At 71.8% G+C, this 19978-nt stretch carries 20 protein-coding genes; 10 read left to right on the forward strand and 10 right to left on the reverse strand.

What is annotated here, in order from left to right:
• Nucleotides 1-138: 138 nt before the first annotated feature.
• The 3 genes from ACZ5DS_RS06000 to ACZ5DS_RS06010 are packed head-to-tail and all read left to right on the forward strand — an operon-like array spanning nt 139 to nt 2578.
• The gene (locus tag ACZ5DS_RS06000; protein ID WP_468234538.1) at nt 139-1263 is read left to right on the forward strand and encodes an ABC transporter ATP-binding protein; all 1125 of its coding nucleotides are present in this window, start codon (nt 139-141) and stop codon (nt 1261-1263) included.
• The gene (locus tag ACZ5DS_RS06005) at nt 1260-1913 is read left to right on the forward strand and encodes an ABC transporter permease (protein ID WP_468234539.1); all 654 of its coding nucleotides are present in this window, start codon (nt 1260-1262) and stop codon (nt 1911-1913) included. The genes ACZ5DS_RS06000 and ACZ5DS_RS06005 overlap by 4 nt, the downstream gene beginning before the upstream one ends.
• Nucleotides 1910-2578: an ABC transporter permease gene (locus ACZ5DS_RS06010; protein ID WP_468234540.1), complete on the forward strand. Its 669-nt coding sequence runs from the start codon at nt 1910-1912 to the stop codon at nt 2576-2578. The genes ACZ5DS_RS06005 and ACZ5DS_RS06010 overlap by 4 nt, the downstream gene beginning before the upstream one ends.
• 4 nt (nt 2579-2582) lie before the next feature.
• Here the strand turns inward: ACZ5DS_RS06010 and ACZ5DS_RS06015 are convergent, their stop codons facing one another.
• Genes ACZ5DS_RS06015 through ACZ5DS_RS06030 form a run of 4 tightly spaced genes read right to left on the reverse strand, consistent with a single transcriptional unit; the run spans nt 2583 to nt 6478 of the window.
• Nucleotides 2583-3182 carry a GTP-binding protein gene (locus tag ACZ5DS_RS06015; protein WP_468234542.1) on the reverse strand — a complete coding sequence of 200 codons (600 nt, stop codon included), beginning with the start codon at nt 3180-3182 and terminating at the stop codon, nt 2583-2585.
• Nucleotides 3169-3576, reverse strand: a complete 408-nt coding sequence (locus ACZ5DS_RS06020; RefSeq protein ID WP_468234544.1) for a DUF742 domain-containing protein — start codon at nt 3574-3576, stop codon at nt 3169-3171. Before ACZ5DS_RS06020 ends, ACZ5DS_RS06015 begins: the two co-directional genes overlap by 14 nt.
• Before the next feature lie 17 nt (nt 3577-3593).
• On the reverse strand, nt 3594-4070 hold the full coding sequence (locus ACZ5DS_RS06025) for a roadblock/LC7 domain-containing protein (protein ID WP_468234546.1): 477 nt from the start codon (nt 4068-4070) through the stop codon (nt 3594-3596).
• Nucleotides 4067-6478, reverse strand: a complete 2412-nt coding sequence (locus ACZ5DS_RS06030) for a sensor histidine kinase (RefSeq protein WP_468234547.1) — start codon at nt 6476-6478, stop codon at nt 4067-4069. Before ACZ5DS_RS06030 ends, ACZ5DS_RS06025 begins: the two co-directional genes overlap by 4 nt.
• Nucleotides 6479-6707: 229 nt before the next feature.
• Here ACZ5DS_RS06030 and ACZ5DS_RS06035 point away from each other — a divergent pair, with 229 nt between their 5' ends.
• Both ACZ5DS_RS06035 and ACZ5DS_RS06040 read left to right on the forward strand, forming a co-directional pair.
• Entirely contained in the window at nt 6708-7673 is a 966-nt protein-coding gene (locus tag ACZ5DS_RS06035) for an ABC transporter substrate-binding protein (RefSeq protein ID WP_468234548.1), read from the forward strand.
• A gap of 159 nt (nt 7674-7832) precedes the next feature.
• Nucleotides 7833-9245, forward strand: coding sequence for an MFS transporter (locus ACZ5DS_RS06040; protein WP_468234549.1), 1413 nt, complete (start codon nt 7833-7835; stop codon nt 9243-9245).
• 143 nt (nt 9246-9388) lie between these two features.
• Here ACZ5DS_RS06040 and ACZ5DS_RS06045 read toward each other — a convergent pair whose 3' ends face one another.
• Nucleotides 9389-10375: an Lrp/AsnC family transcriptional regulator gene (locus tag ACZ5DS_RS06045; protein ID WP_468234551.1), complete on the reverse strand. Its 987-nt coding sequence runs from the start codon at nt 10373-10375 to the stop codon at nt 9389-9391.
• Between the two features lie 27 nt (nt 10376-10402).
• Nucleotides 10403-10858 carry a tellurite resistance TerB family protein gene (locus ACZ5DS_RS06050; RefSeq protein ID WP_468234552.1) on the reverse strand — a complete coding sequence of 152 codons (456 nt, stop codon included), beginning with the start codon at nt 10856-10858 and terminating at the stop codon, nt 10403-10405.
• A gap of 192 nt (nt 10859-11050) precedes the next feature.
• Here ACZ5DS_RS06050 and ACZ5DS_RS06055 point away from each other — a divergent pair, with 192 nt between their 5' ends.
• From ACZ5DS_RS06055 to tatA, 3 genes are all read left to right on the forward strand, one after another.
• Nucleotides 11051-11419, forward strand: coding sequence for an ArsR/SmtB family transcription factor (locus tag ACZ5DS_RS06055; protein WP_468234554.1), 369 nt, complete (start codon nt 11051-11053; stop codon nt 11417-11419).
• Nucleotides 11388-13916, forward strand: coding sequence for a magnesium-translocating P-type ATPase (mgtA, locus tag ACZ5DS_RS06060; RefSeq protein ID WP_468235101.1), 2529 nt, complete (start codon nt 11388-11390; stop codon nt 13914-13916). Before ACZ5DS_RS06055 ends, mgtA begins: the two co-directional genes overlap by 32 nt.
• Nucleotides 13917-14011: 95 nt before the next feature.
• Nucleotides 14012-14275 (forward strand): Sec-independent protein translocase subunit TatA, encoded by a 264-nt coding sequence (gene tatA, locus ACZ5DS_RS06065; RefSeq protein WP_468234556.1) that lies wholly within the window; start codon nt 14012-14014, stop codon nt 14273-14275.
• Here the strand turns inward: tatA and ACZ5DS_RS06070 are convergent.
• The 3 genes from ACZ5DS_RS06070 to ACZ5DS_RS06080 form a co-directional block, all read right to left on the reverse strand.
• Entirely contained in the window at nt 14272-15249 is a 978-nt protein-coding gene (locus ACZ5DS_RS06070; RefSeq protein ID WP_468234558.1) for a sporulation protein, read from the reverse strand. The two genes, tatA and ACZ5DS_RS06070, sit on opposite strands and share 4 nt — an antisense overlap.
• Before the next feature lie 145 nt (nt 15250-15394).
• Nucleotides 15395-15844 (reverse strand): DUF6114 domain-containing protein, encoded by a 450-nt coding sequence (locus tag ACZ5DS_RS06075; RefSeq protein ID WP_468234559.1) that lies wholly within the window; start codon nt 15842-15844, stop codon nt 15395-15397.
• A gap of 4 nt (nt 15845-15848) precedes the next feature.
• A complete protein-coding gene (locus ACZ5DS_RS06080) occupies nt 15849-16547 on the reverse strand; it encodes a DUF6230 family protein (protein ID WP_468234561.1) in 699 nt (232 codons plus the stop codon).
• Between the two features lie 707 nt (nt 16548-17254).
• On the opposite strand from ACZ5DS_RS06080, the gene ACZ5DS_RS06085 reads away from it, so the two are divergent.
• Complete coding sequence (locus tag ACZ5DS_RS06085; protein ID WP_468234562.1) at nt 17255-17908, forward strand: Tat pathway signal sequence domain protein; 654 nt, start codon at nt 17255-17257, stop codon at nt 17906-17908.
• Nucleotides 17909-17926: 18 nt separating this feature from the next.
• Here the strand turns inward: ACZ5DS_RS06085 and ACZ5DS_RS06090 are convergent, their stop codons facing one another.
• A complete protein-coding gene (locus ACZ5DS_RS06090) occupies nt 17927-18862 on the reverse strand; it encodes a lytic polysaccharide monooxygenase (protein WP_468234564.1) in 936 nt (311 codons plus the stop codon).
• A gap of 459 nt (nt 18863-19321) precedes the next feature.
• On the opposite strand from ACZ5DS_RS06090, the gene ACZ5DS_RS06095 reads away from it, so the two are divergent.
• A complete protein-coding gene (locus ACZ5DS_RS06095; protein WP_468234565.1) occupies nt 19322-19969 on the forward strand; it encodes a ScbR family autoregulator-binding transcription factor in 648 nt (215 codons plus the stop codon).
• The last annotated feature ends 9 nt before the right edge of the window (nt 19970-19978 follow it).

Genomic DNA, 19978 nt, shown 5'->3' on the forward strand with positions numbered 1-19978 from the left:
ACTGCCCGGCGACGCAACAGGCCCTGGTGGACGACCCTCGCGGTCGGCACACTCTCCCGCCAAACTGCCGCAACACTCGCCGTCTACACTCTCCCGGCAACGGCCAGGCCTAGCCAAAACCGAAGGGTACGCGGCGTTTTGATACGGATAGATGCAGTCACCAAGCGGTACCCGGACGGCACGGTGGCCGTCGACCGTCTGTCGTTGGAGATACCGGACCGGGCGATCACCGTCCTCGTCGGCCCCTCCGGTTGCGGCAAGACGACCACCCTGCGGATGATCAACCGGATGGTCGAGCCCACCGAGGGCAGCATCCTTCTCGACGGTACGGACATCCGGCAGCAGCCGGTCAACACCCTGCGCCGGTCGATGGGTTACGTCATCCAGAACGCCGGTCTCTTCCAGCACCGCACCATCCTCGACAACATCGCCACCGTGCCCCGTCTGCTCGGCTGGAGCAAGCAGAAGGCCCGGGCGCGGGCCGCGGAGCTGATGGAGCGGGTCGGGCTCGACGCCTCGCTGGCCAAGCGGTACCCGTACCAGCTCTCCGGCGGTCAGCAGCAGCGCGTCGGCGTGGCCCGGGCGCTCGCCGCCGACCCGCCGGTGCTCCTGATGGACGAACCCTTCTCCGCCGTCGACCCGGTCGTGCGCAAGGGACTCCAGGACGAACTGCTCAGGATCCAGGACGAGTTGGGCAAGACCATCGTCTTCGTCACGCACGACATCGACGAAGCCATCAAGCTGGGCACGATGGTCGCCGTACTGCGCACCGGAGGCAGGCTCGCCCAGTTCGCCCCGCCGGCCGAACTGCTCAGCGCGCCCGCCGACGCCTTCGTGGAGGACTTCCTCGGCGCCGACCGCGGCATCCGGCGGCTGTCCTTCTTCCCCTCCGCCGACCTGCAGTTGCAGACCGCCCCCGTGGTCACGGTCGACGCGGGCGCGGAGCAGCTCGCCTCCCACGGCACGGCCCCCTATCTCCTCGTGACGGACACCGACGGCAGGCCGCTCGGCTGGGGCGAGCCGGACCGGCTCGTCGCCGGGGAGATCGACCGGGAGCAACTGCTGCCGTACGGGCGGCCGTTCGTGCCCGGCAGGGACTCGCTGCGTACCGCCCTCGACGGGGCCGTGCTCTCGCCGACGGGCTGGGCCGTGGCCGTGGACGGCGAGGGGCGCGCCGTCGGCGTCGTCTCCCAGCAGGTCATCGGCGAGGCGATCCGCGCCGCCCACACCGCGGGCCGACAGGATGCGAAGGCCGTGCGATGAACGGCTTCTTCGACATCCCGAGCGATCTCCAGCACGACTGGTTCGGGCTGATCGGCCTGCACCTGCGGGAGGCCCTGCTGCCGGTGCTCGCCGGACTCCTCGTCTCGCTGCCCGTGGCCCAGCTGTGCGTACGGTTCCGCTGGCTCTACCCGCCGGTGTTCGGTGCCACCACCGTGCTGTACGCCATCCCGTCCCTGGCCTTCTTCGTCGTCCTCATCGACTACACCGGCCTGACCGAGACGACCGTGATGATCCCGCTCGCGGTGTACAGCCTGGTGGTGCTGGTCCCCGCGATCGTGGACGGCGTCCGCTCGGTGCCGCCGGAGACCCTCGCCGCGGCCACGGCCATGGGCCTGGGGCCCGTACGGCGATATCTCCAGGTCCAGTTGCCCATCGCCGTGCCGGCGATCATCGCGGGTCTGCGGGTGGCGACCGTGTCCAGCATCTCCCTCGTCAGTGTCGGCATGCTGATCGGCAACCAGGGCGCGCTCGGCAACCTGCTGCACGACGCGCAGATCTACAACCGGCCCGTGCTCGCCGTGAACTCCGTCGTGACGACCGCCGTGCTGGCGGTGCTGGTCGACGCGGTCCTGGTCGCCGTGCGCGTCCTGCTGACCCCCTGGATGCCGAAGGAGAGCGCGGCCCGGTGAACGTACTGAACTTCGTCAACGCCTTCTTCAGCGACAGCGCCCACTGGCACGGCTACGACGGCATCCCCACCCGGGTCGTGGAGCACCTGCAGTACTCGCTGGAGGCGCTCGCCCTCGCCGCCGCGATCGGGCTGCCGGTCGGCCTGGTCACCGGGCACTACGGGCGCGGCGGCACCACCCTCGCGCTCATCGCCACCGCGGGCCGGGCGCTGCCCACCTTCGGCCTGCTGGTGCTGGTGGTCACCTGGCTCGGCTTCGGCCTGGTGCCCGTGATGATCCCGCTGGTCGTCCTCGCCGTCCCGCCGATCCTGGTCACCACCTACGAGGCGATCCGCTCCCTCGACCCCTCCCCGGTGGACGCCGCGCGGGGCATGGGCATGCCGGAGTCACGGATCCTCTTCCAGGTGGAACTCCCGGTCGCGCTCCCGCTGGTGCTCAGCGGACTGCGCTCGGCCGCCATCCAGATCGTCTCCACGGCCACCATCGCCGCGTACGTCAGCCTCGGCGGCCTCGGCCGCTACATCATCGACGGCCTCTACCAGAAGAACTACGAGAAGGTCGTCGGCGGCGCCACCCTGGTCGCCGGGATGGCGCTCGCGACCCTCCTGGTCTTCTGGGCGGTGTCCCGGATCGCGGTCTCGCCGGGGGTGCGCCGCAGCGGCTGAGGGCTCAGGCCCCGGTGCGGGCCAGCGCCAGTTCGAGCACGACGAGCAGCGCGTCCCGCACCGAGCCGCGCTCCCGGGCGTCGAACACCACGACCGGGACGCCGTCGGAGACGTCGAGGGCCCAGCGGACCTCGTCCAGGGTGTGTTCCACCTTCCCGTCGAAGGCGTTGACCGCCACCGCGAACGGGATGTCCTTGTGCTCGAAGTAGTCGACGGCCGCGTAGCAGTCGTCCAGACGGCGGGTGTCGACGATGACGAGACCGCCGACCGCGCCCTCCACGATGTCGTCCCACATGAACCCGAACCGCTCCTGCCCGGGCGTGCCGAACAGGTACAGCTTCAGTGTCGGGTCGATGGTGATGCAGCCGAAGTCCATCGCCACCGTCGTGGTGGTCTTGCGCGGGGTGTGCGTGAGGTCGTCCACGCCCGCCGCGACCTCGGTGATCGAGGCCTCTGTGGTCAGCGGCTCGATCTCCGAGATCGAGCCGACGGCGGTGGTCTTGCCCACGCCGAAACCGCCCGCGACCACCATCTTCACCGGCAGCGGCGGCCGCACCGCGTCGGGGGCTGCCGCGCCCCGGGTGAGCGGTTCAGTCGGTGTCACTCGGTACCCCTCGGGAGTTGGGGATGGCCCGGAGGCCATCGATGACCCTGCGCAGGACGGAGGCGTCGTGGGTGGCTTCGACGTCGGGTACGTACACGGCCAGCTGCCCCGCGTCGCGCAGGTCTTCGGCCAGCACGCGGACGACGTTGAGGTGCAGCCGCAGCCGGGCCGCGAGTTCCGCGACCGACTGCGGCAGCCGGCAGGAGGCGACGATGTCGTACCGCTCGAAGGAGAGCCGTCCGAGCCCGTCGAGACCGGCCGCGGTGGCCACCACCTGGGTCTCGACGGGCAGCGACCGGCCGGCGGCGTCCGCCACCCGGCCGGCGGTGACCAGGTACGGCCGTACGGCGGGGGCGGGGCCGACCGGGTCCGGGCCCGGGGTGCCGTCCGCCATGAAATACCTTCTCTTCCTCAGCGGGCCGACGTGGCGCCGACGCTGTTCTTCAGCTCCAGCACCAGCTGCGGGCTGAGCGCGGCACCGGCGCGGTTGGCGAACAGCGTCATCTCGTAGGCGATGTTGCCGAGCTTGGCGTCGTTGTCGGCGACCACGCCGAGGACGGCGCCGCTGCCGATCGCGGAGACGATGACATGGCCGCCCTCCAGATCGATGATGACCTTGTTCAGGCCGCCCAGGCCGTAGTTGCCGGAGGCGCCGGCGGCCAGGCTGGTGATGCCCGAGACGATCGCGGCGAGCCGCTCGGAGTGGGCGCGCTCGCGCAGCTCCGACACGGCGATGAGCAGGCCGTCGGAGGAGACCGCGATCGCGTCGACGACGCCCGCGGTCTCGGTCGCGAATCGGTTCAGCAGCCAGGTGAAGTCGGCTGCGGCTGCCTGCAGGTCGGTCGGCGTGGTGCTGCCCTGCGGGGTGTCACCTGTCGACGTGCTCACTGCTCGGCTCCTTCCGGAAGGTGGTTCTGGTCGTGCTGCGGGGTCGGCGTGGGGCGAGGAGCGGGAGCCTCCTCGGGATGGGGTCGCGCGTGGTTTCCGGTGTCGCTGTCCCGGTGGGCGCGTTCCACCGCCGCCTCGAACTCCTCCAGCGCGCTGCGCTCCGCCTCCGCGTCCCGGGGGCGGGCCTGCTCCGGTACGGCCCGGGCCGCGCCTGCGTTCGTACGGAGCGTGGCCCCGCGGACCCGGCGGCGCAGCGGGCGGGCGGTGCCGGTGGAGACGAGCTGCGGCTGCTCCTGCGGGGCGGCGGCCGCGCGGCCCGGGAGGCGGCGGGGCAGGGAGCCGGCGGGGGCGGACTGCTCCCCGGCGGAGTCGGACGGCACCGGTCCGGAGGCGGCCTCCGCGTCCGAAGGTGCCACGGCGACGGGCCCGGCGGGAGGGGCTGCCACCGGTCTCAACGTCAGCAGCAGGGCCGCCGGCAGGGTCACCTCCACCGTCACACCGCCGCCCGGGGTACGGGTCAGCTCGACCCCGATCTCCCAGCGGCGGGCCAGCGCGCCCACCACGAACAGGCCGAGCACCTTCGTCGGCACCAGGTCCAGACGCTCGCGGCGGATCAGGCGGGCGTTCTCCTCGGCGAGCCGCTCGGCGCTCATGCCGAGGCCGTGGTCGGTGACGACGACATGGGCGCCGTCGGCACCGGAGCGTACGGTCACCTCCACCGGGCTGCCCTCGGGGGAGAACGACACCGCGTTCTCCAGGAGTTCGGCCACCATCAGGGTCAGGTCGCCGACGATGTCCGGCTCGACCATGGCGTCCGAGGCGGCGTACAGCCGTACCCGCTGATAGCCCTCGATCTGCCCGAGCGCGGCCCGTACGACGTTGGAGAGCTCCGTGGGCCCGCCGTCCAGCGCCGTCTCCCGGATGCCCGCCAGCAGCATCATGCTGTCGGCGTTGCGGCGCAGGCGTACGGCGATGTGGTCGATCGAGTAGAGCCGCTCCAGCAGCGCCGGGTCGGTCTCCCCGCGCTCCACGGCGTCGATCAGCGCGAGCTGGCGTGTCGTCAGGTTGCTGACGCGGCGGCCGACGTTGCCGAACATCTCGGCGGTGTTGCGGCGGCTGAGCACCTGGCGTTCCAGCAGGGCCGCGGCGGTGGTCTGCACCCGGTTGAACGCCTCGGCCAGGTCGCCGATCTCGTCGCGCGCGGTGACCGGCATGTCCCGCAGCCGGGGCGGCCCGTCGTCCTCGGCGTCGTCGTCGGCGACCCGGGCCAGTTCGCGCCCCGCCACCTCCTCGACCTCTCGCGCCGCCTCGGTGAGGGCCTGCACCGGCCGCACCACCGAGCGGCGCACCAGCACCACGAAGGCGATCCACAGGGCGAACCCGATCAGCGTGCCGTACAGCAGCAGATTGGCGCGCCACTTGGCGGAGGAGGCGGCCGCGTCGGCGCCGTCGGCGATCTGGCCGATCAGCGACGTGGTGATCCCAAGCCGGGCGGCGGCCTGTTCGGGGTAGGCGGGGGAGTCGGTCAGCGCGTCCTGGACCGCCCGGCGGATCTCGGCCCGCGACCCGGCCTCCAGCTGCGTGGGGTCGATCTGCAGCTCGGCGTACGCCTGCGCGATGCGCTGCTGCGCGGGGGTGTGGTCGATGCCGGCCAGCTGCTGCGCCTGACGGTCGGTGGCGAACCGGGAGAAGCGGTCGGACTGGTGGGCGTACAGGTCGTAGGAGCCGACCGCGTTGGTGAACTCGAGCAGCGCGTTGGGGTCCCCGGTCGTCGCGGAGAAGACGCTGGTCTCGAAGGCTCCGTGGGCGGCGTCCGCGCGCAGCAGGGAGTCCAGCAGGTTGCCGGTGAAGGTCGAGGCCAGGGAGGTGGTGTGGTCGAGGCCGAGGCCGTCGAGCAGCCGGCTTGCCGCGTCGACGTAGGGAGGGTCGATGTTGTCGGCCGGCAGATAGCCCCGCTCGACGCTCTGCCGCAGGCTGGACAGGTCGTCCACGTCCCTGAGGGCCTCCGCCTCGGCGTCCGGCAGCCGGTCGCCGTAGGTGGCGCGCACCTTCTCGACCTGGTCGCGCACCCTTTCGCCCGCCGCGCGGTAGGCGGCGAGCGAGGGCTTGTGGTAGCCCGACTCGAAGCGCGCGGACAGCAGGATCGCCTGCTGGTGCTCGGCCTCCACGCGGTCCACGAGCCGGGCCACCTGCGCGCTGTCCCGCACCGTCCGGGCCGCCGACGCGGCGCTGTCCGACTGCCGCACCAGGTCCTTGACGAGGTACGCCAGCAGGACTGCGATGACCGCCAGCGGGATGCCGACGAGCAGGTTGAGCTTGCGCCGGAAGGGCCAGCGGTCGGCGAAGCCTCGTACACCACCGTGTACCGGGGCATGCCGGGCGGGCGCGTCCACCTGGTTCGTGGACACCGGGCCTCCTTCGTGTGGTGCCTTACGACAGAAGCGGGCCCCGTGCACCGCTGTGGCCGGTTTCGACTCCGGTGAGACTACAGGGCCCTTGAAGGGTCAATCAGCTCGGCTTTTATCAAGAATGAGTTACAAGGTGAGCGCTCTCTGCGTATAACTGACCGCGCATCGAGGCCAATCGGTGACCTGGGGGCACTTGACTGACCGAGAACTGGCTGGATTGGATCAGTGGGTGACTTCCACCAAGCGCATCAGCAGGTCCATCCGGAGGAACCGAGGCGCGGCGGTGGTCGCCCTCACGGCGGCGACGGCTCTGCTGACGGGCTGTGGTTCCTCCGACGGCAAGGGCGACGATCCCCTGTCGGGTTCGGGCGGCAAGGCGAGCGGCGACAGCGTTGTCGTCGGCTCCAACAACTTCGCCGAGAGCACCCTGCTCGCGGACATCTACGGCGAGGCCCTCAAGGCCAAGGGACTCAAGGTCACGTACAAGCCGAACATCGGCAGCCGCGAGACCACCTACGGTCTGCTCAAGAACGGCGCCATCTCCGTCCTGCCCGAGTACAACGGTTCTTTGCTGGCCTACCTCGACCCGAAGGCCGCGCCGAAGACCGTCGAGGCGACCACGTCGGCCATCGAGGCCAAGCTGGACTCCAAGCTGACCCTGCTGGAGCCCGCGGCCGCGCAGGACAAGGACTCGGTCACGGTCAACGCGGCCACCGCGAGCAAGTACCACCTCACCGAGAAGTCGTCCATCGCCGACCTGAAGGACGTCGCAAAGGACCTGGCCATCGGCGCCTCGCCGGAGTTCCAGACCCGCCAGCAGGGCCTGGTCGGCCTGAAGGACGTGTACGGCCTCGAGTTCAAGTCCTTCAAGGCGCTGGACGCGGGCGGCCCGCTCACCCAGACGGCGCTGAAGAAGAACACGGTGCAGGTCGCGGACATCTTCACCACGGACACCACCATCTCCACGGAGAAGTTCGTCGTCCTCCAGGACCCGAAGAACCTCTTCGGCTTCGCGAACGTCCAGCCGCTCGTGTACAAGAGCGCCCTGCCCCAGAAGGGCGTCGACGCGCTCAACGCCGTCTCCGCCAAGCTGGACACGGCGACCCTGCTGGACCTGGGCACCCAGGTGCAGTCGCAGAACAAGGACCCGCTGGACGTCGCCAAGGCCTGGCTGAAGTCCGCCGGTCTCGACTGACCGATCGAGCGGCTCGCACCCGGCGGCGCGTGAGTTTTCTGCACGGCCACCGGGTGCGACGGAAGAAATCCGCACCTTTCCCCGTCTGGTTGGAGCCCACCTCCCTCGCGCTCGCACGCTGACCCGTGACTGCTGTGTGCCGAGTGCGAGAGGACTCCCATGACCACGGAACGCGTGCTGCCGGCCGAGGCCTACCGATGGCGCTGGCCCGCCCTGGTCGCCCTGCTGCTGGGCGAGGCGATGAACCTGCTGGACGCGACCGTCGTCCAGGTCGCCGCACCCGCCGTCCACGCCGACCTGGGCGGCTCGGTCTCCGACGTGCAGTGGTTCGGCACCGCGTACACCCTGCCGTTCGCCGTGCTGCTCCTCACCGGCGGGCGGCTCGGCGACCTCGCGGGCCGGCGCCGGCTGTTCGTCCTCGGGGTCGTGGCCTTCACCGCGGCCTCGACCGCCTGCGCCCTGGCACCGACGGCGGGCCTCCTGATCGGCTTCCGGGCGGTGCAGGGCGCGGCGGCCGCCCTGGTCATCCCGCAGACCATCGGGCTGATCAAGGCCATGTTCTCGGGGGAGGAGACGGCCAGGGCACTGGGCAGCATCGGTCCCGTCATGGGCCTGGCCGCCGTCTGCGGGCCGGTCCTCGGCGGTGTGCTCACCCACGCCGACCTGTTCGGCTCCTCCTGGCGGGCCGCGTTCCTGGTGAACGTGCCCGTCTCCGCCGTGGTCCTCGCCCTCGCCCCGCTGCTCCCGGAGGACCGCGCGCCGCTCCGGCCGGCCCTCGACTGGCCGGGCACCGCGCTGGCGGCGCTCGGCACCGGACTCCTCGTGTATCCCGCCATCGGTGCGGACCTCACCCGACTGCCCGCACACCGCTGGGCGTTGCTGCTCACAGGCCTCCTCGTCCTCGCCCTGTTCGCCCGGCACCAGCGCCGCTCGGCCCGGCCCCTGCTGGAGCCGAGCCTGTTCACCCACCGGGGATTCCCGGCCGCCCTCGTGACCTCGACCTCCTTCTTCGCGGTGACGACCGGCATGACCACGGTGGTCGTGCTCCAGCTCCAACTCGGCGCGCACACCGGCGTGCTGGAGTCCGGCCTGAGCCTCGTCCCGTGGTCCGCCGGCCTCGCGATCGCGTCCTGGCTGGCAGGTGCCCGTCTGGTACGACGGTACGGGCGCCGGGTGATGCCGTACGGGCTCGGCGTGCTCCTGGCCGGCCTGCTCGCCGCCGTCGCGGCCTACCGCACGGCCACCCCCGGCCACTACCCGGCTGTGTTGCTGCCAGCCCTCGACCTCATCGGCGTCGGCGCCGGCCTGTTCACCCCCGCCTTCTTCACCCTCGCCCTGCACCCGCTGCGCCCTCAGGAGATCGGCTCGGCGGCCGGACTGCTCAACGCGGTCCAGCAACTCGGCGCCACCCTGGGCGTCGCGCTCCTCGGCAGCGTGTACCTGGCCGGTGCGGGATCCGGGAACCCGACCGCGGCCCTGCGGGCGGCCCAGACCGCGTGCTGGGTGGCGATGGCGCTCGTGGGGGTGTGCGCGGTGGCAAGCGGCCGGGTGGGCGTCGAGGACCGGGGTTAGGGCCTCTCTTTCGGATCCGGCGTCTGCGTCGGACGCCTTGCTTATCCGGCCAGCCGTTCACGGCGAGATCATGAGGCGCGTCCCCCACATGCCGACCATGCCTGGAATGCCGGCTTCCCCTCGGCGCCGCGCCCACGCACGCCTCACCTCGACGGGCGGCGTACCCGTGCCAGGTCCGTGAGGGACGGGCTCGCCGCCTTCAGGGTGCGCAGCACCGGGCTCGTCTCCAGGGAGCGGACCGCCCGCAGCGCGCCGAGCCGACGGGTGAGGTAGCGGTGCAGGTCGGCCGGGTCGCGGCACAGCGCCTGGGCGACCAGGTTCGAGGGGCCGGTGGTCGCCGCCACGAAGGCCAGCTCGTCATGGCCGGCCAGGGCCAGCCCGACCTCCTCCAGGTCCGCAGGCTGCACCGAGAGCCACAGCAGCGCCCGGGTGCGCACACCGAACAGCCCGGCGTCGACCTCCACGTCGAAGAACAGCGCGCCCGCCGCCCGTAGTTCGGCCAGTCGCCGGGCCACGGTCGCGGGCGACCAGCCGGTCGCCCGTGCCAGCTCGCCCTGCCCGAGCCGCCCGTCCTTCTCCAGTGCGGCCATCAACTCGGCGTCGCCCGGGCCGGGTTGACGCACCTCCTCCATGCCACCCCGGTACGCCAGCGCCTCCCGCTGCTCCTCGTCCAGGGCCTGGGCGCTGCGCCGCCAGTTCGTCGGTCCGCCCAGGTAGGTGTGGAGCAGGCAGTGTGCGGACACGGCGGTGATCCCACCGGTGCGCGGAATGTCCCGCAGGAGAAGGGAGTCGGGGGAGGCGTCCTCGGCCGGTGCGTGGATCACTGCGGTGATCTCCGTCCCGCCCGAGGTCAGCTTCACCCACGACGTGTCCGGCCGCCGGACCAGCGCCGCGGCGATGTCCTGCGCGGACCGTGCCGCGGCCGTGAGCCGCACCAGCCACTGGGTGCGGCCCGCCCGGTGCGGGTCGGCCAGGCCCACCACCCGCAGCCCGGCCTCGGTGCGCAACCGCCCGTAGCGCCGGGCGATCGTCTGCGCCGAGACTCCTAGCACCGCGGCGATCCTGCTGAACGGCGCCCGGCCGTCCAGGTGCAGGGCGTGGATGAGGGCACGGTCGAGGTCGTCGAGCATGCCCCCATCCTCGCGGTTGGCGACGGATCAGAGGTCGAACTCGTGCGGCGGCAGGTCCAGCGTGTAACACGCCTCACGCACCACCGCCTGCTCGGTCTTGTCGAAGTCGCCGTCCGCGCCGCCGATGACGATGCCGATCTGCACCACGGCCCGCGCCTCGGCGGGCTTCTTCTTCGCCTTGGCGATCTCCTGGAGCACGCTCACCTTGCCGAAGTCGAAGTCGGTGGTCAGCTTGTTCAGATTCTCCTCGAAGCGGCGCCTCAGGTCGTCGGCCGGGAAGTTCTGCAGCACCTCGTTCGTCGCGATGAGCTGGGCCACCCGCTGCCGCTCCGACGGGTCGATCGTGCCGTCGGCGGCGGCCACGAGTGCGCACATCGCCATGCTCGCATCGCGGAAGGCACCGCTCTTCAGGTCGTTCTTCTTCGCCACCAACTGGGTCTGCATCTGCGACGCCGACTCCTTGATGCGGTCCCACAGGGCCATGCGAACTCCTCGTGTCCACGGTCGATCGCCACGACGTCGAAACGCCTGCAGCAACCTCTCCAGAAACTTCTACAGCAACGTAGAAACTCATGGGTCTGCCGATAAGTTCCGGCAACCTAGACTGACTCCCCGGACACAGGCGGAACACAGCACAGACGGAACGCAGCGACGAAGCGGCAGGAGGACGACGACGTGGCGACAGCGCCCGGCACGGGCCGGCAGGACCCCTCGGCCGAGGTGCTCACGGAGGCCGCCGCGGCCTTCGGACTGCTCGCCTCGCCCGCCCGGCTGCACATCGTCTGGGCGCTGGCCCACGGCGAGAGCGACGTCACCGGGCTCGCCGAACGGGTCGGCGGCGCGCTCCCGGCCGTCAGCCAGCACCTGACCAAGCTCAAGCTCGCCGGTCTCGTCCGCTCCCGCCGCGAGGGCCGCCGCCAGGTGCACTTCGTGGACGCCGAGGAGCAGGCCGCCGTCGTCGACGTCGTACGCCTCCTCGTCGGCCGCCTCGCCGAGCGGGAGGCGCCCGCACCTGTCCCGGCCCGCCGCCTCCACGGCCTCTGAGCCCGTGACGGACACCCCACTCGCCCTGCTGCGGCGCCTGGAGACCGGTCCGCGCGGACTCACCGACGAGGAGGCCGGCGCCCGGCTCGCCGCCGTCGGCGAGAACACCCCGCCCCACACCCGAACCCCCTCCTGGCACCGGCGGTACGCCGACGGCCTGCGCGACCCCTTCACCGGCGTCCTGCTCACCCTCGGCCTGGTCTCGGCGTTCGTCGCCTCCTGGGGCACCGCCGCCGTGATCCTCGCCCTGGTCGCGGTCAGCTGCGTGCTGCGCGCGGCCGGCGAACGCCGCGCCGACCGCTCCCTGGCCGCCCTGCGCGAACTGGTCGCCGGCACCGCCACCGTGCTCCGCCGCCCCGCCGACGGAGCCGAACCGTCCGCCCGCGAGGTCCCGCTCGCCGACCTGGTGCCCGGCGACGTCGTACGACTCGGACCCGGCGACCTCGTCCCGGCGGACGTACGCCTGCTGCGCGCCCGCGGCCTGACCGTGCGGGAATCCGCCCTCACCGGCGAGTCCGCGCCCGTCGCCAAGACCGCGGCCGACGTGCCCGATCCGCGCACGGAGTCACATCTGTGCTTCCAGGGCAGCGACGTCGTCGCGGGCAGCGCCACCGCAGTCGTCGTGGAGACCGGGCCGCGCACCCGGTTCGCCGCGGCCCAGGGGTCCCCGGTCCGCCGCGGTTCCACCAGCGCCTTCGACCGGTCCGTGCACGGGATCTCCTGGGTCCTGGTCCGGTTCATGCTGCTCACCCCTCCGCTGGTCCTCATGGCCGGCGCGGCCCTGCGCGGCCGGGGCCTGGAAACCCTGCCGTTCGCCGTCGCGGTGGCCGTCGGGCTCACCCCCGAGATGCTCCCGGTGATCGTCACCACCTGCCTCGCCCGGGGCGCCGCCCTGCTCGCCCGCACCCACCGGGTCGTCGTACGACGCCTGCCCGCACTGCACGACCTCGGCGCCGTCGACGTGCTGTGCCTGGACAAGACCGGCACCCTCACCCAGGACCGGCCCGTCGTCGCCCGCGCGCTCGGACCCGACGGCCGGGACGACCCGGACGTGCTGCGCTGGGCGGCCGTCGGGGCCTGGTGGACCCTGCAACTCGCCGAACTGCCCGCCCCGGACGCCCTCGACGAGGCCCTGCTCACCACCGCCGGACCCGTGGGCGAGGAGTACGACGGCCTCGCCGCCCTGCCCTTCGACCCGGCCCGGCGCACCGCGACCGCCGTCGTCGCCGGTGCCCTCGGCCGCCATGTCCTGGTGACCAGGGGCGCCGCCGAGGCCGTCCTGGACCGCTGCGACCTGCCGGACGCCGAACGCCGGCGGCTGCTCGCCCTCGCCGCGCGCGAGGCGGACGCCGGGCTGCGCGTCCTCGCCGTCGCCACCGCCGAACTCCCCGCCCGGACCAGGCCCTACACCCCCGCCGACGAACGCGGCCTCACCTTCCGCGGCCTGGTCACCTTCCGCGACGCCCTCGCCCCCGGCGCCGCCGAGGCCCTGCGCACCCTCACCGACCTCGGCATCACGATCCACGTGCTCACCGGCGACCACCCCGACACGGCGGCCCGCGTCTGCCGCGACCTGGGACTGGAGCCGGACCAGGTGCGGTCCGCCGCGGACGGCACCGGCACGACAGGGCCCGGGCCCTCGGTCGTCGCCCGCTGCACCCCCGAGGACAAGGCGCGCATCGTCGCCGAACTGCGCGCGGCCGGGCACACCGTCGGCTTCCTCGGCGACGGCGTCAACGACGTGCCCGCACTGCTCGCCGCCGACGTCGGCCTGTCCCCGCGCGGTGCCGTGGACGTGGCCCGGGAGAGCGCCGACGTCGTACTCGCCGACAAGGACCTCACCGCGATCGGACACGCCGTCACCGCCGGCCGGCACAGCAGCGCCAACATCGCCTCCTATCTGCGGGTCACACTCTCCTCCAACCTCGGCAACGTCATCGCCATGCTCGCCGCCGGACTGCTGCTGCCGTTCCTGCCGATGCTCCCGGCCCAGGTCCTCGCGCAGAACCTGTGCTTCGACGCCTCCCAGCTCGCGCTCGCCCACGACCGCCCCGACGCGCGGGTCCTGCGCCCGCCGACCATGCTGCGCCCGCCCGCCTTCCTGCGCTTCATCACCGCCTTCGGCGTGCTCAACGCGGTCGCGGACCTCGCCACCTTCGGCGTGCTCGCGCTGGCCCTGCACGGCCCCGACGCCGTGGACGACGAAGCCGTGTTCCACTCGGCCTGGTTCACCGAGAACCTGCTCACCCAGGCCCTGGTGATGCTGCTCCTGCGCACCGGCCGGCGCATCGCCGAGGGCAGCCGCCCCGGACCGGTCGGCCTGGCCGCAACCGCGCTCGCCGCCGTCGGCGTGCTCCTGCCGCCCAGCCCGCTGGGCGCGGCCCTCGGTATGACGGCCCTGCCCCCCGGCTATCACCTGCTGCTCATCGCCGTCCTCGGCCTCTACGCCCTCGCCCTCACCGTGGCGAAGTCGCGCCACGACCGGCGCAGGACGTAGGCCACGTTCGCGCACGGTGTCTCACCCCGGGTTGTACAGTTGCGCAATGTAGCAATCATCCTTGAGGGAGAACCTGAGAAAGAGGAGGGGCGGTCATGCTCCGCAACGGACTCGAGCCCTGGCACCTGCTGATCGTCGCGGTCGTGTTCCTCGTGCTGTTCGGCTCCAAGAAGCTGCCGGACACCGCCCGGGCGCTGGGCAAGTCCATGCGCATCCTCAAGAGCGAGGCGAAGGCGATGAAGACCGAGAACGGCACACCGGCCGCAGCCGGACAGGGCGCCGCGACCGGCACCGTCACCGGTGCCGCCACCGCCTCGGTCGTGGAGCCCACCGAGGTCCGCACCGCGTCGGAAGCCTAGTCCTCCTCGTCGTCCCCTTCGAAGAAGTCCCCGATCTCGTCCACGACTTCCGCGGCCACCATCCCGCCGACCACACCGACGGCGAGGCCCGCCGCCCCGGCGGCCACGGCCGTGCCCAGGCCCGGGCCGGAGTGGTGGTGACCGGAGTCGTGGACGGGGTGGGGCTCGCCGTGCCCGTACGCCGCGCGGGTGCCATAGGCCTCGCGGTGCTCGACGAGTCGGCGGATCCAGCCGTCCACCTCTCTGTTCCAGTCGAGGACGGCGGCGTCCTCGTGCCGCACGACGAACCGGGTCAGCGCGTCGTGCCCGGCGGAGAACAGGCCGCCGCGCTTGTCCGCCTCCAGGACGACCTCGGCGCCCGTGGGGGAGACGAGGAAGGTCAGCTCGATCTCGTGCACCGCGTGCGCGTACTGCGGGGCCGGGGTCAGCTCGATCTCCTGGTAGAACGGCAACTGCTGGCCCGTACCGCCGATGCGGCCGTACTCGAGGTCGACGGAGCGGAAACCGAAGCCCAGTTGGCCGAGGGAGTCCAGGACCGCTTCCTGTACGGGCAGCGGTCTGACGGCGAGCGGGTCGAGGTCGCCCTTGTCCCGGGCGCCCGCCACCGCGACCTCCGTGCGCACGCCCAGGACGATGCCGAGCGGCTGGCCGTACAACTCGGTGACCGGGGTCTCCCAGGGCACCGGCACGCTGAAGGGCAGCTCGCGCTCCTCCCCCTCGCCGAGCCGGAAGCCGCCGCCGACGGTGAACCGCTCGAAGACGACGGCGCCCTCGCTCTCGCCCTCCTCGTGCTCCGCCTCCACGCGTGCGATCAGCTCCAGGCCGATGTGCTCGACCTCCACGGCCGTCCCGCCGCCGCGGAGCAGGACCCGGCCCGACAGCGGCCCGCCGGGCACCACCGCACCGCCGTCCAGCACCGTGTCCACGGAGGGGCCACCGACCCCGATCGCCCCCAGCAGTTTCTTGAACACCATGACGCCGTAGCTCCTCAGTCCATCGGATCCATCCGCACGGCGTTCCACTGCCGTCCGTCTGCCCGATGAACTCGCCACAAAGGCAAAGAAGTTCCCAAGTCACCCGTTCGAGGGAAGGGTGGGGCAGGGTTGACGTGCCGGTCGCTCAGGCCGGTTCCCCCGCCCCTTCCTGCATGCGCTGCGCCGCAGCCCGCGCCTCCTTGCGCCGTCGACGGCGGCTGACGCGGGGCCCCTGGTCGGGGAGCCAGCCGAAGGTCAGGCAGCAGCCGGTGGCGCCGAGGAGGAGGCCGATGAAGAAGCCACCCAGGTTCGAGGTGATCCAGGTGCCCAGGGTGACCAGGATGCCGGTGAGGGAGTAGAAGAGACGCTGGCCGGGGTTGAAGAGGGTCAGCAGCCCGAGCAGCACCATGAGGGTCGGCAGCAGATAGCCGGCCAGGCCCTGCATGCCGATGTGCATCACGACCTTCAGCGAGGCCTTCTCGGTGAGCAGGATCTCGCCGCCGCCGAGGGTCAGCAGCAGCCCGCCCCAGAACGGCCGGCGGGCCCGCCACCTGCGGAAGGCGGGCCTCAGTCCCTGACGTGGACGCTCCGGCATCGGATCAGCAAGCCTTGTCGCTGAAGCTCAGCTTGAGTCCGGGCAGCTTGAACACACCGGCGGTGGTCGCGTAGTTGGTCTGCCGCAGGTCGCCGATGTACACGGTGTCGGCCTGCTGGCTGAACACGCCGATCGGGCCCTTCGCGTTCGCCTTGTTCAGTGTGCTGGCGTCGTTGCCGATCTCGATGTTGTTGAATGCCGCGTTACCGGACAGCTCGGTCGAGTCGGTGGTGAGGTCGCTCGCGGTCACCTTGTGCTCGCCGCCGCCCGCGCTGATCTTCAGGTTGGTGCCGCCGAGGTCGACGCTCTGGCACAGCTTGGTGAGCGTGGCGTTCTTGATCGCGGAGGTGACGACCAGTACCTGGCCGCCGGTGTCCCCGGCGTTGGGACTGCCGTCCGCCATGGTGTCGAGGCCGCCGAACTGCTCGAACCCGGTGCCGCTGAGTTCCGTCGCCGTGACAGTGAACGGCATGCCCGAGATCGCGAACTGCACGCCGAGGGCACCCTGAGCGGTGAGGATCGCGAGGCCCGCGGCGACCGCGGCGGCGGGCACCGCCATCACCGCGGCCCTGCGCAGCCGGACCCGGCCTCGTCTGTCGCCGTCGACGGCGGCGCCGGACTCTGCCGAGGCTTCGGACGGGGAACCGCTTTCCGGGTTCGCGGGGGTGTTGTGGGCGGACGAGAAGTCCGGGGACGAGGCCATGTCTGCTCCCATGGGCATAGATCAATGCGGGTTGGGTTTCAGTGGCACGTTGTCCTGGCGCGGACAGCGACAGTCGCGCACGCCTCCTCGCACTCCCGGCGGATGCAAGGGCTTTCTCGTTACGCGGCAGTAGCCTTTCGAGGAAGTTACCGCCGGTTACTTTTTGGGGTCAAGGCAGTTGTGAAAAAAGGGTGTTGGATGTGCGCCCACGTCGCCGCGTCCACTCGGGAAGCGCTGTCAGGCGAGACCCCTCCATCAGCAACTCCCTTGCCGCGCCTTGACGTTGATGGTTGAGCGGGTCTACAACTCTCCCTGGTTTCCCCCGGATCCGTGGCGCCGGATCCGTCGAGCGGCACCGGCCGCGTTCCCGGCCTTCCTTTCAGCAACCGCTCTGCATCACCGCGGCACCGGCACGGTCGGCTTCCCCCTCGGCTTGTGCCGGGCCGCCCCCTGCCCGGTCCGGTCGGAGGCCTTCCCCCGGGGCCTTCGACCGGTGCCCGGCCCTCCGCCGTCGCCGGTCCGTCACGTTCGGAGAAGGCGTCACGGACCGACGACGGCGGCGCCCCCGGCGCACCACCACCCGCGCATCACAACCCCCACATCGCCACCCCCGCCCCCCCTTCCGCTCCCCCCACGTCGCCGCCCGGCCGCTCCAACACCCCCACCTCACCTCCCCCTTGCCCCCCACCTCAGAAAGAGGCACCCGCATGCGTACGCGATCCCTCCTCGCCCTCGCCGGAACCGTCACCGCGCTCACCGTCACCGCAGCCGTCCCCGCCTCCGCGGACGGAAGCGCCGTCCTGACCACGGGCAGCGCCGGCGGCACCGCGGCCGCCGTCGGTGACACCCTGACCGCCCCGCTGGCGGGCGGCACGTCCGCCACGCTCTACTCCAGCGCGACCGGCACCAGCGGGGTCACCTGCACGTCGTCGCAGTTCACCGCCAAGGTCACCGGCAACCCGACCGCCCCCGGTACGGCCACCGAGTCCGTCACCGGGCACACCTTCGACAGCAGCAGCTGCACCAGCAACGTCACCGGTGTGCTCGGCGTCAGCAGCATCACGGTCGACAACCTGCCCTACACCGCGACCGTCGCCTCCGACGGCACCCTCACCGTCTCGCCGGCCAGCGGCTCCACCATCCAGACCACGGTGAAGCTGCGCACCCTGCTGGGCACCATCACCTGTGTCTACCAGGCGCCGAGCCTGACGGGTAAGGCCGACAACAGCGACAGCAGCATCGCCTTCACCAACCAGCAGTTCAGCAAGAGCTCGGGCTCCTCGCTCTGCTTCTCCAGCGGCTACTTCACCGCCAAGTACGCCCCCGTCACCGACGCCGGCGCCCGGGTCTACGTCAACTGACCTTCACTGAGAGGGCGTTCAACGTCGACGCAGACGTAGGACCAGGGCGGCGCCCCCGGTGAGCACCAGCACCGCGGCGGCGCCGCCCGCCAGCAGGGGAGCCGAGGGGCCCGCGTCCGCGTGGGTGGCCTCGGCCACTGGCGTGCTGTCACCCGTGCCGTCTGCCGAAGTGCTCGTCTCTCCGGCCGAAATCCCCTTCTTCTTCGCGGGATTCGGCGTTCCCGTAGATGGCTGCGCCGTTGGTGTGCGCGCGGGCCGCGGGCTCGTCGGCGCCTGTGCGGCCGCGGTCGTCTCCGTGGCCCGCGCCTGCCCCGCCTCCGGGAACACCACGTCGGAACACGAGTAGTAGGTGTCCGTCGTGCTGGTGTTCTGCCAGATCGTGTAGAGCATCTGACGGCCCGTCCGGTCCTTCGGCAGCGTCGCCCGGATGTGGTACGCCCCGTTCGTCAGGGGCGGGTCCGTGGCCTCGGCGAAGGGGCGCGTGGGCAGGTCGGACCACTTCAGCGGCTTCCCCGGGTCGTAGCCCGGCCTGGTGAGGTACAGCTTGAACGTGCCGGTGTGGGCGATCGTCGAGGCGTACGACATCGTCAGCCGGCCGCCCGGGGTCAGCCGGGTCGCCGGCCAGTCGCGCCGGGCCAGATCGAGCCCGCGGTAGGCAGGCAGGTTCCCGCTGCACAGCCTGCCGTCCGGAATCGCCTGCCGGTCCCTGCCGCCCACCCCTGCCACCCGCAGGTTGTCCCACGCCGTGAAGGGCGTGCCGTTCGCGGCGACCGCCGCCCGGCAGGCCGATGACCGGTTCGCGCTGCCGCCCTCGGGGGAGCAGGCGTACACCCGGCTGACCGGATCCACGGGGGCGCCGTGGGCCTGGGCGGACCCCGCCGCCCACGGCAGAAGCAGGAGCGGTGCCGCCGCAGCGGCTGCCGTGACGCTCAGGCGTGCGGTCATCCGAGTCATCCGGGACGTCTCCTCGGCGGGCGCGGGAACGGGGGCTGCTGTGTCCAGTACGGGGCACACGTCCGCTCTGTTCAGCCCCAGGCCGTCCGCCTGCTCGGCCGTCCAGGCGTCCTCGGGCCGAGGCAGCGCACATCTCAGACCGGTCGGGCGGTTTTGGTGGAAGCCCCTGAGGGGGCGTCCGGATGCGGTACGCACCCGCCCTTCGCGACACTTCACGCCCGGAACACCGCCGGCCGTTGGCTTCCGGAAACGCTCAATGTTCTTGTGAGGAGTGCTGTACGGCGGCATCCGTTTGCGAAACGTGAAGATCGGCGGCGAGGGCGGGCGCTCACGTGGCGCGGAGTGTAAAACTGATCCCGACCACCCGACTCCCTTTGCCGCTCGGTGAGTTATCGTATGCGTGGGGTCAAAACAAACCGCGTGTCCCGTTCGTTGGAAGCGCAAGAGAGGGGTCGGTCGATGGCGAGGCAGTTGCGCGCTGAGCAGACCCGGGCGACGATCATCACCGCTGCTGCCGATCTGTTCGACCGGCAGGGCTATGAATCCACCAGTCTGAGTGACATCGTCGGCCATGCGCAGGTCACCAAAGGGGCGTTGTACTTCCACTTCGCCGCCAAGGAGGACCTGGCCCACGCCATCCTGGAACTCCAGGCCAGAGCCGCGCAGCAGGTCGTGGACGACATCGAGGGCCGCGGCTACTCCTCGCTGGAGTCCCTGATGCGCATCACGTTCGCCATCGCCCGGCTCGCCGTGGAGGACCCGGTGCCGCGCGCGGGACTGCGTCTCGCCACCGCGGACGTCGCCGTACGGGCCCCGCTCAGGCATCCCTTCACCGAGTGGCTGGAGTTCTCCACCCGGAAGTTCAGCGGCGCCGTCAAGGAGGCCGACGTCAACTCCGAGATCGACGTCGGTGCCGTCGCGCACTCCCTGGTCTGCTTCTTCGTCGGAACGAGGGTCGCCGGCCGCTCCCTCGAACCGGTCGGACGGCTGCCCCGCAGGGTGGCCGAGATGTGGCACCTCATGGTCCGGGGCCTGGTGCCGGTGCACCGCCGCCCGCGCTATCTGACCCTCGCCACGCAGCTGGAGCGGGAGATCAGAACCGGCTGACCCGCGCGA

Source organism: Streptomyces sp. NPDC031100 (genome assembly GCF_055570785.1).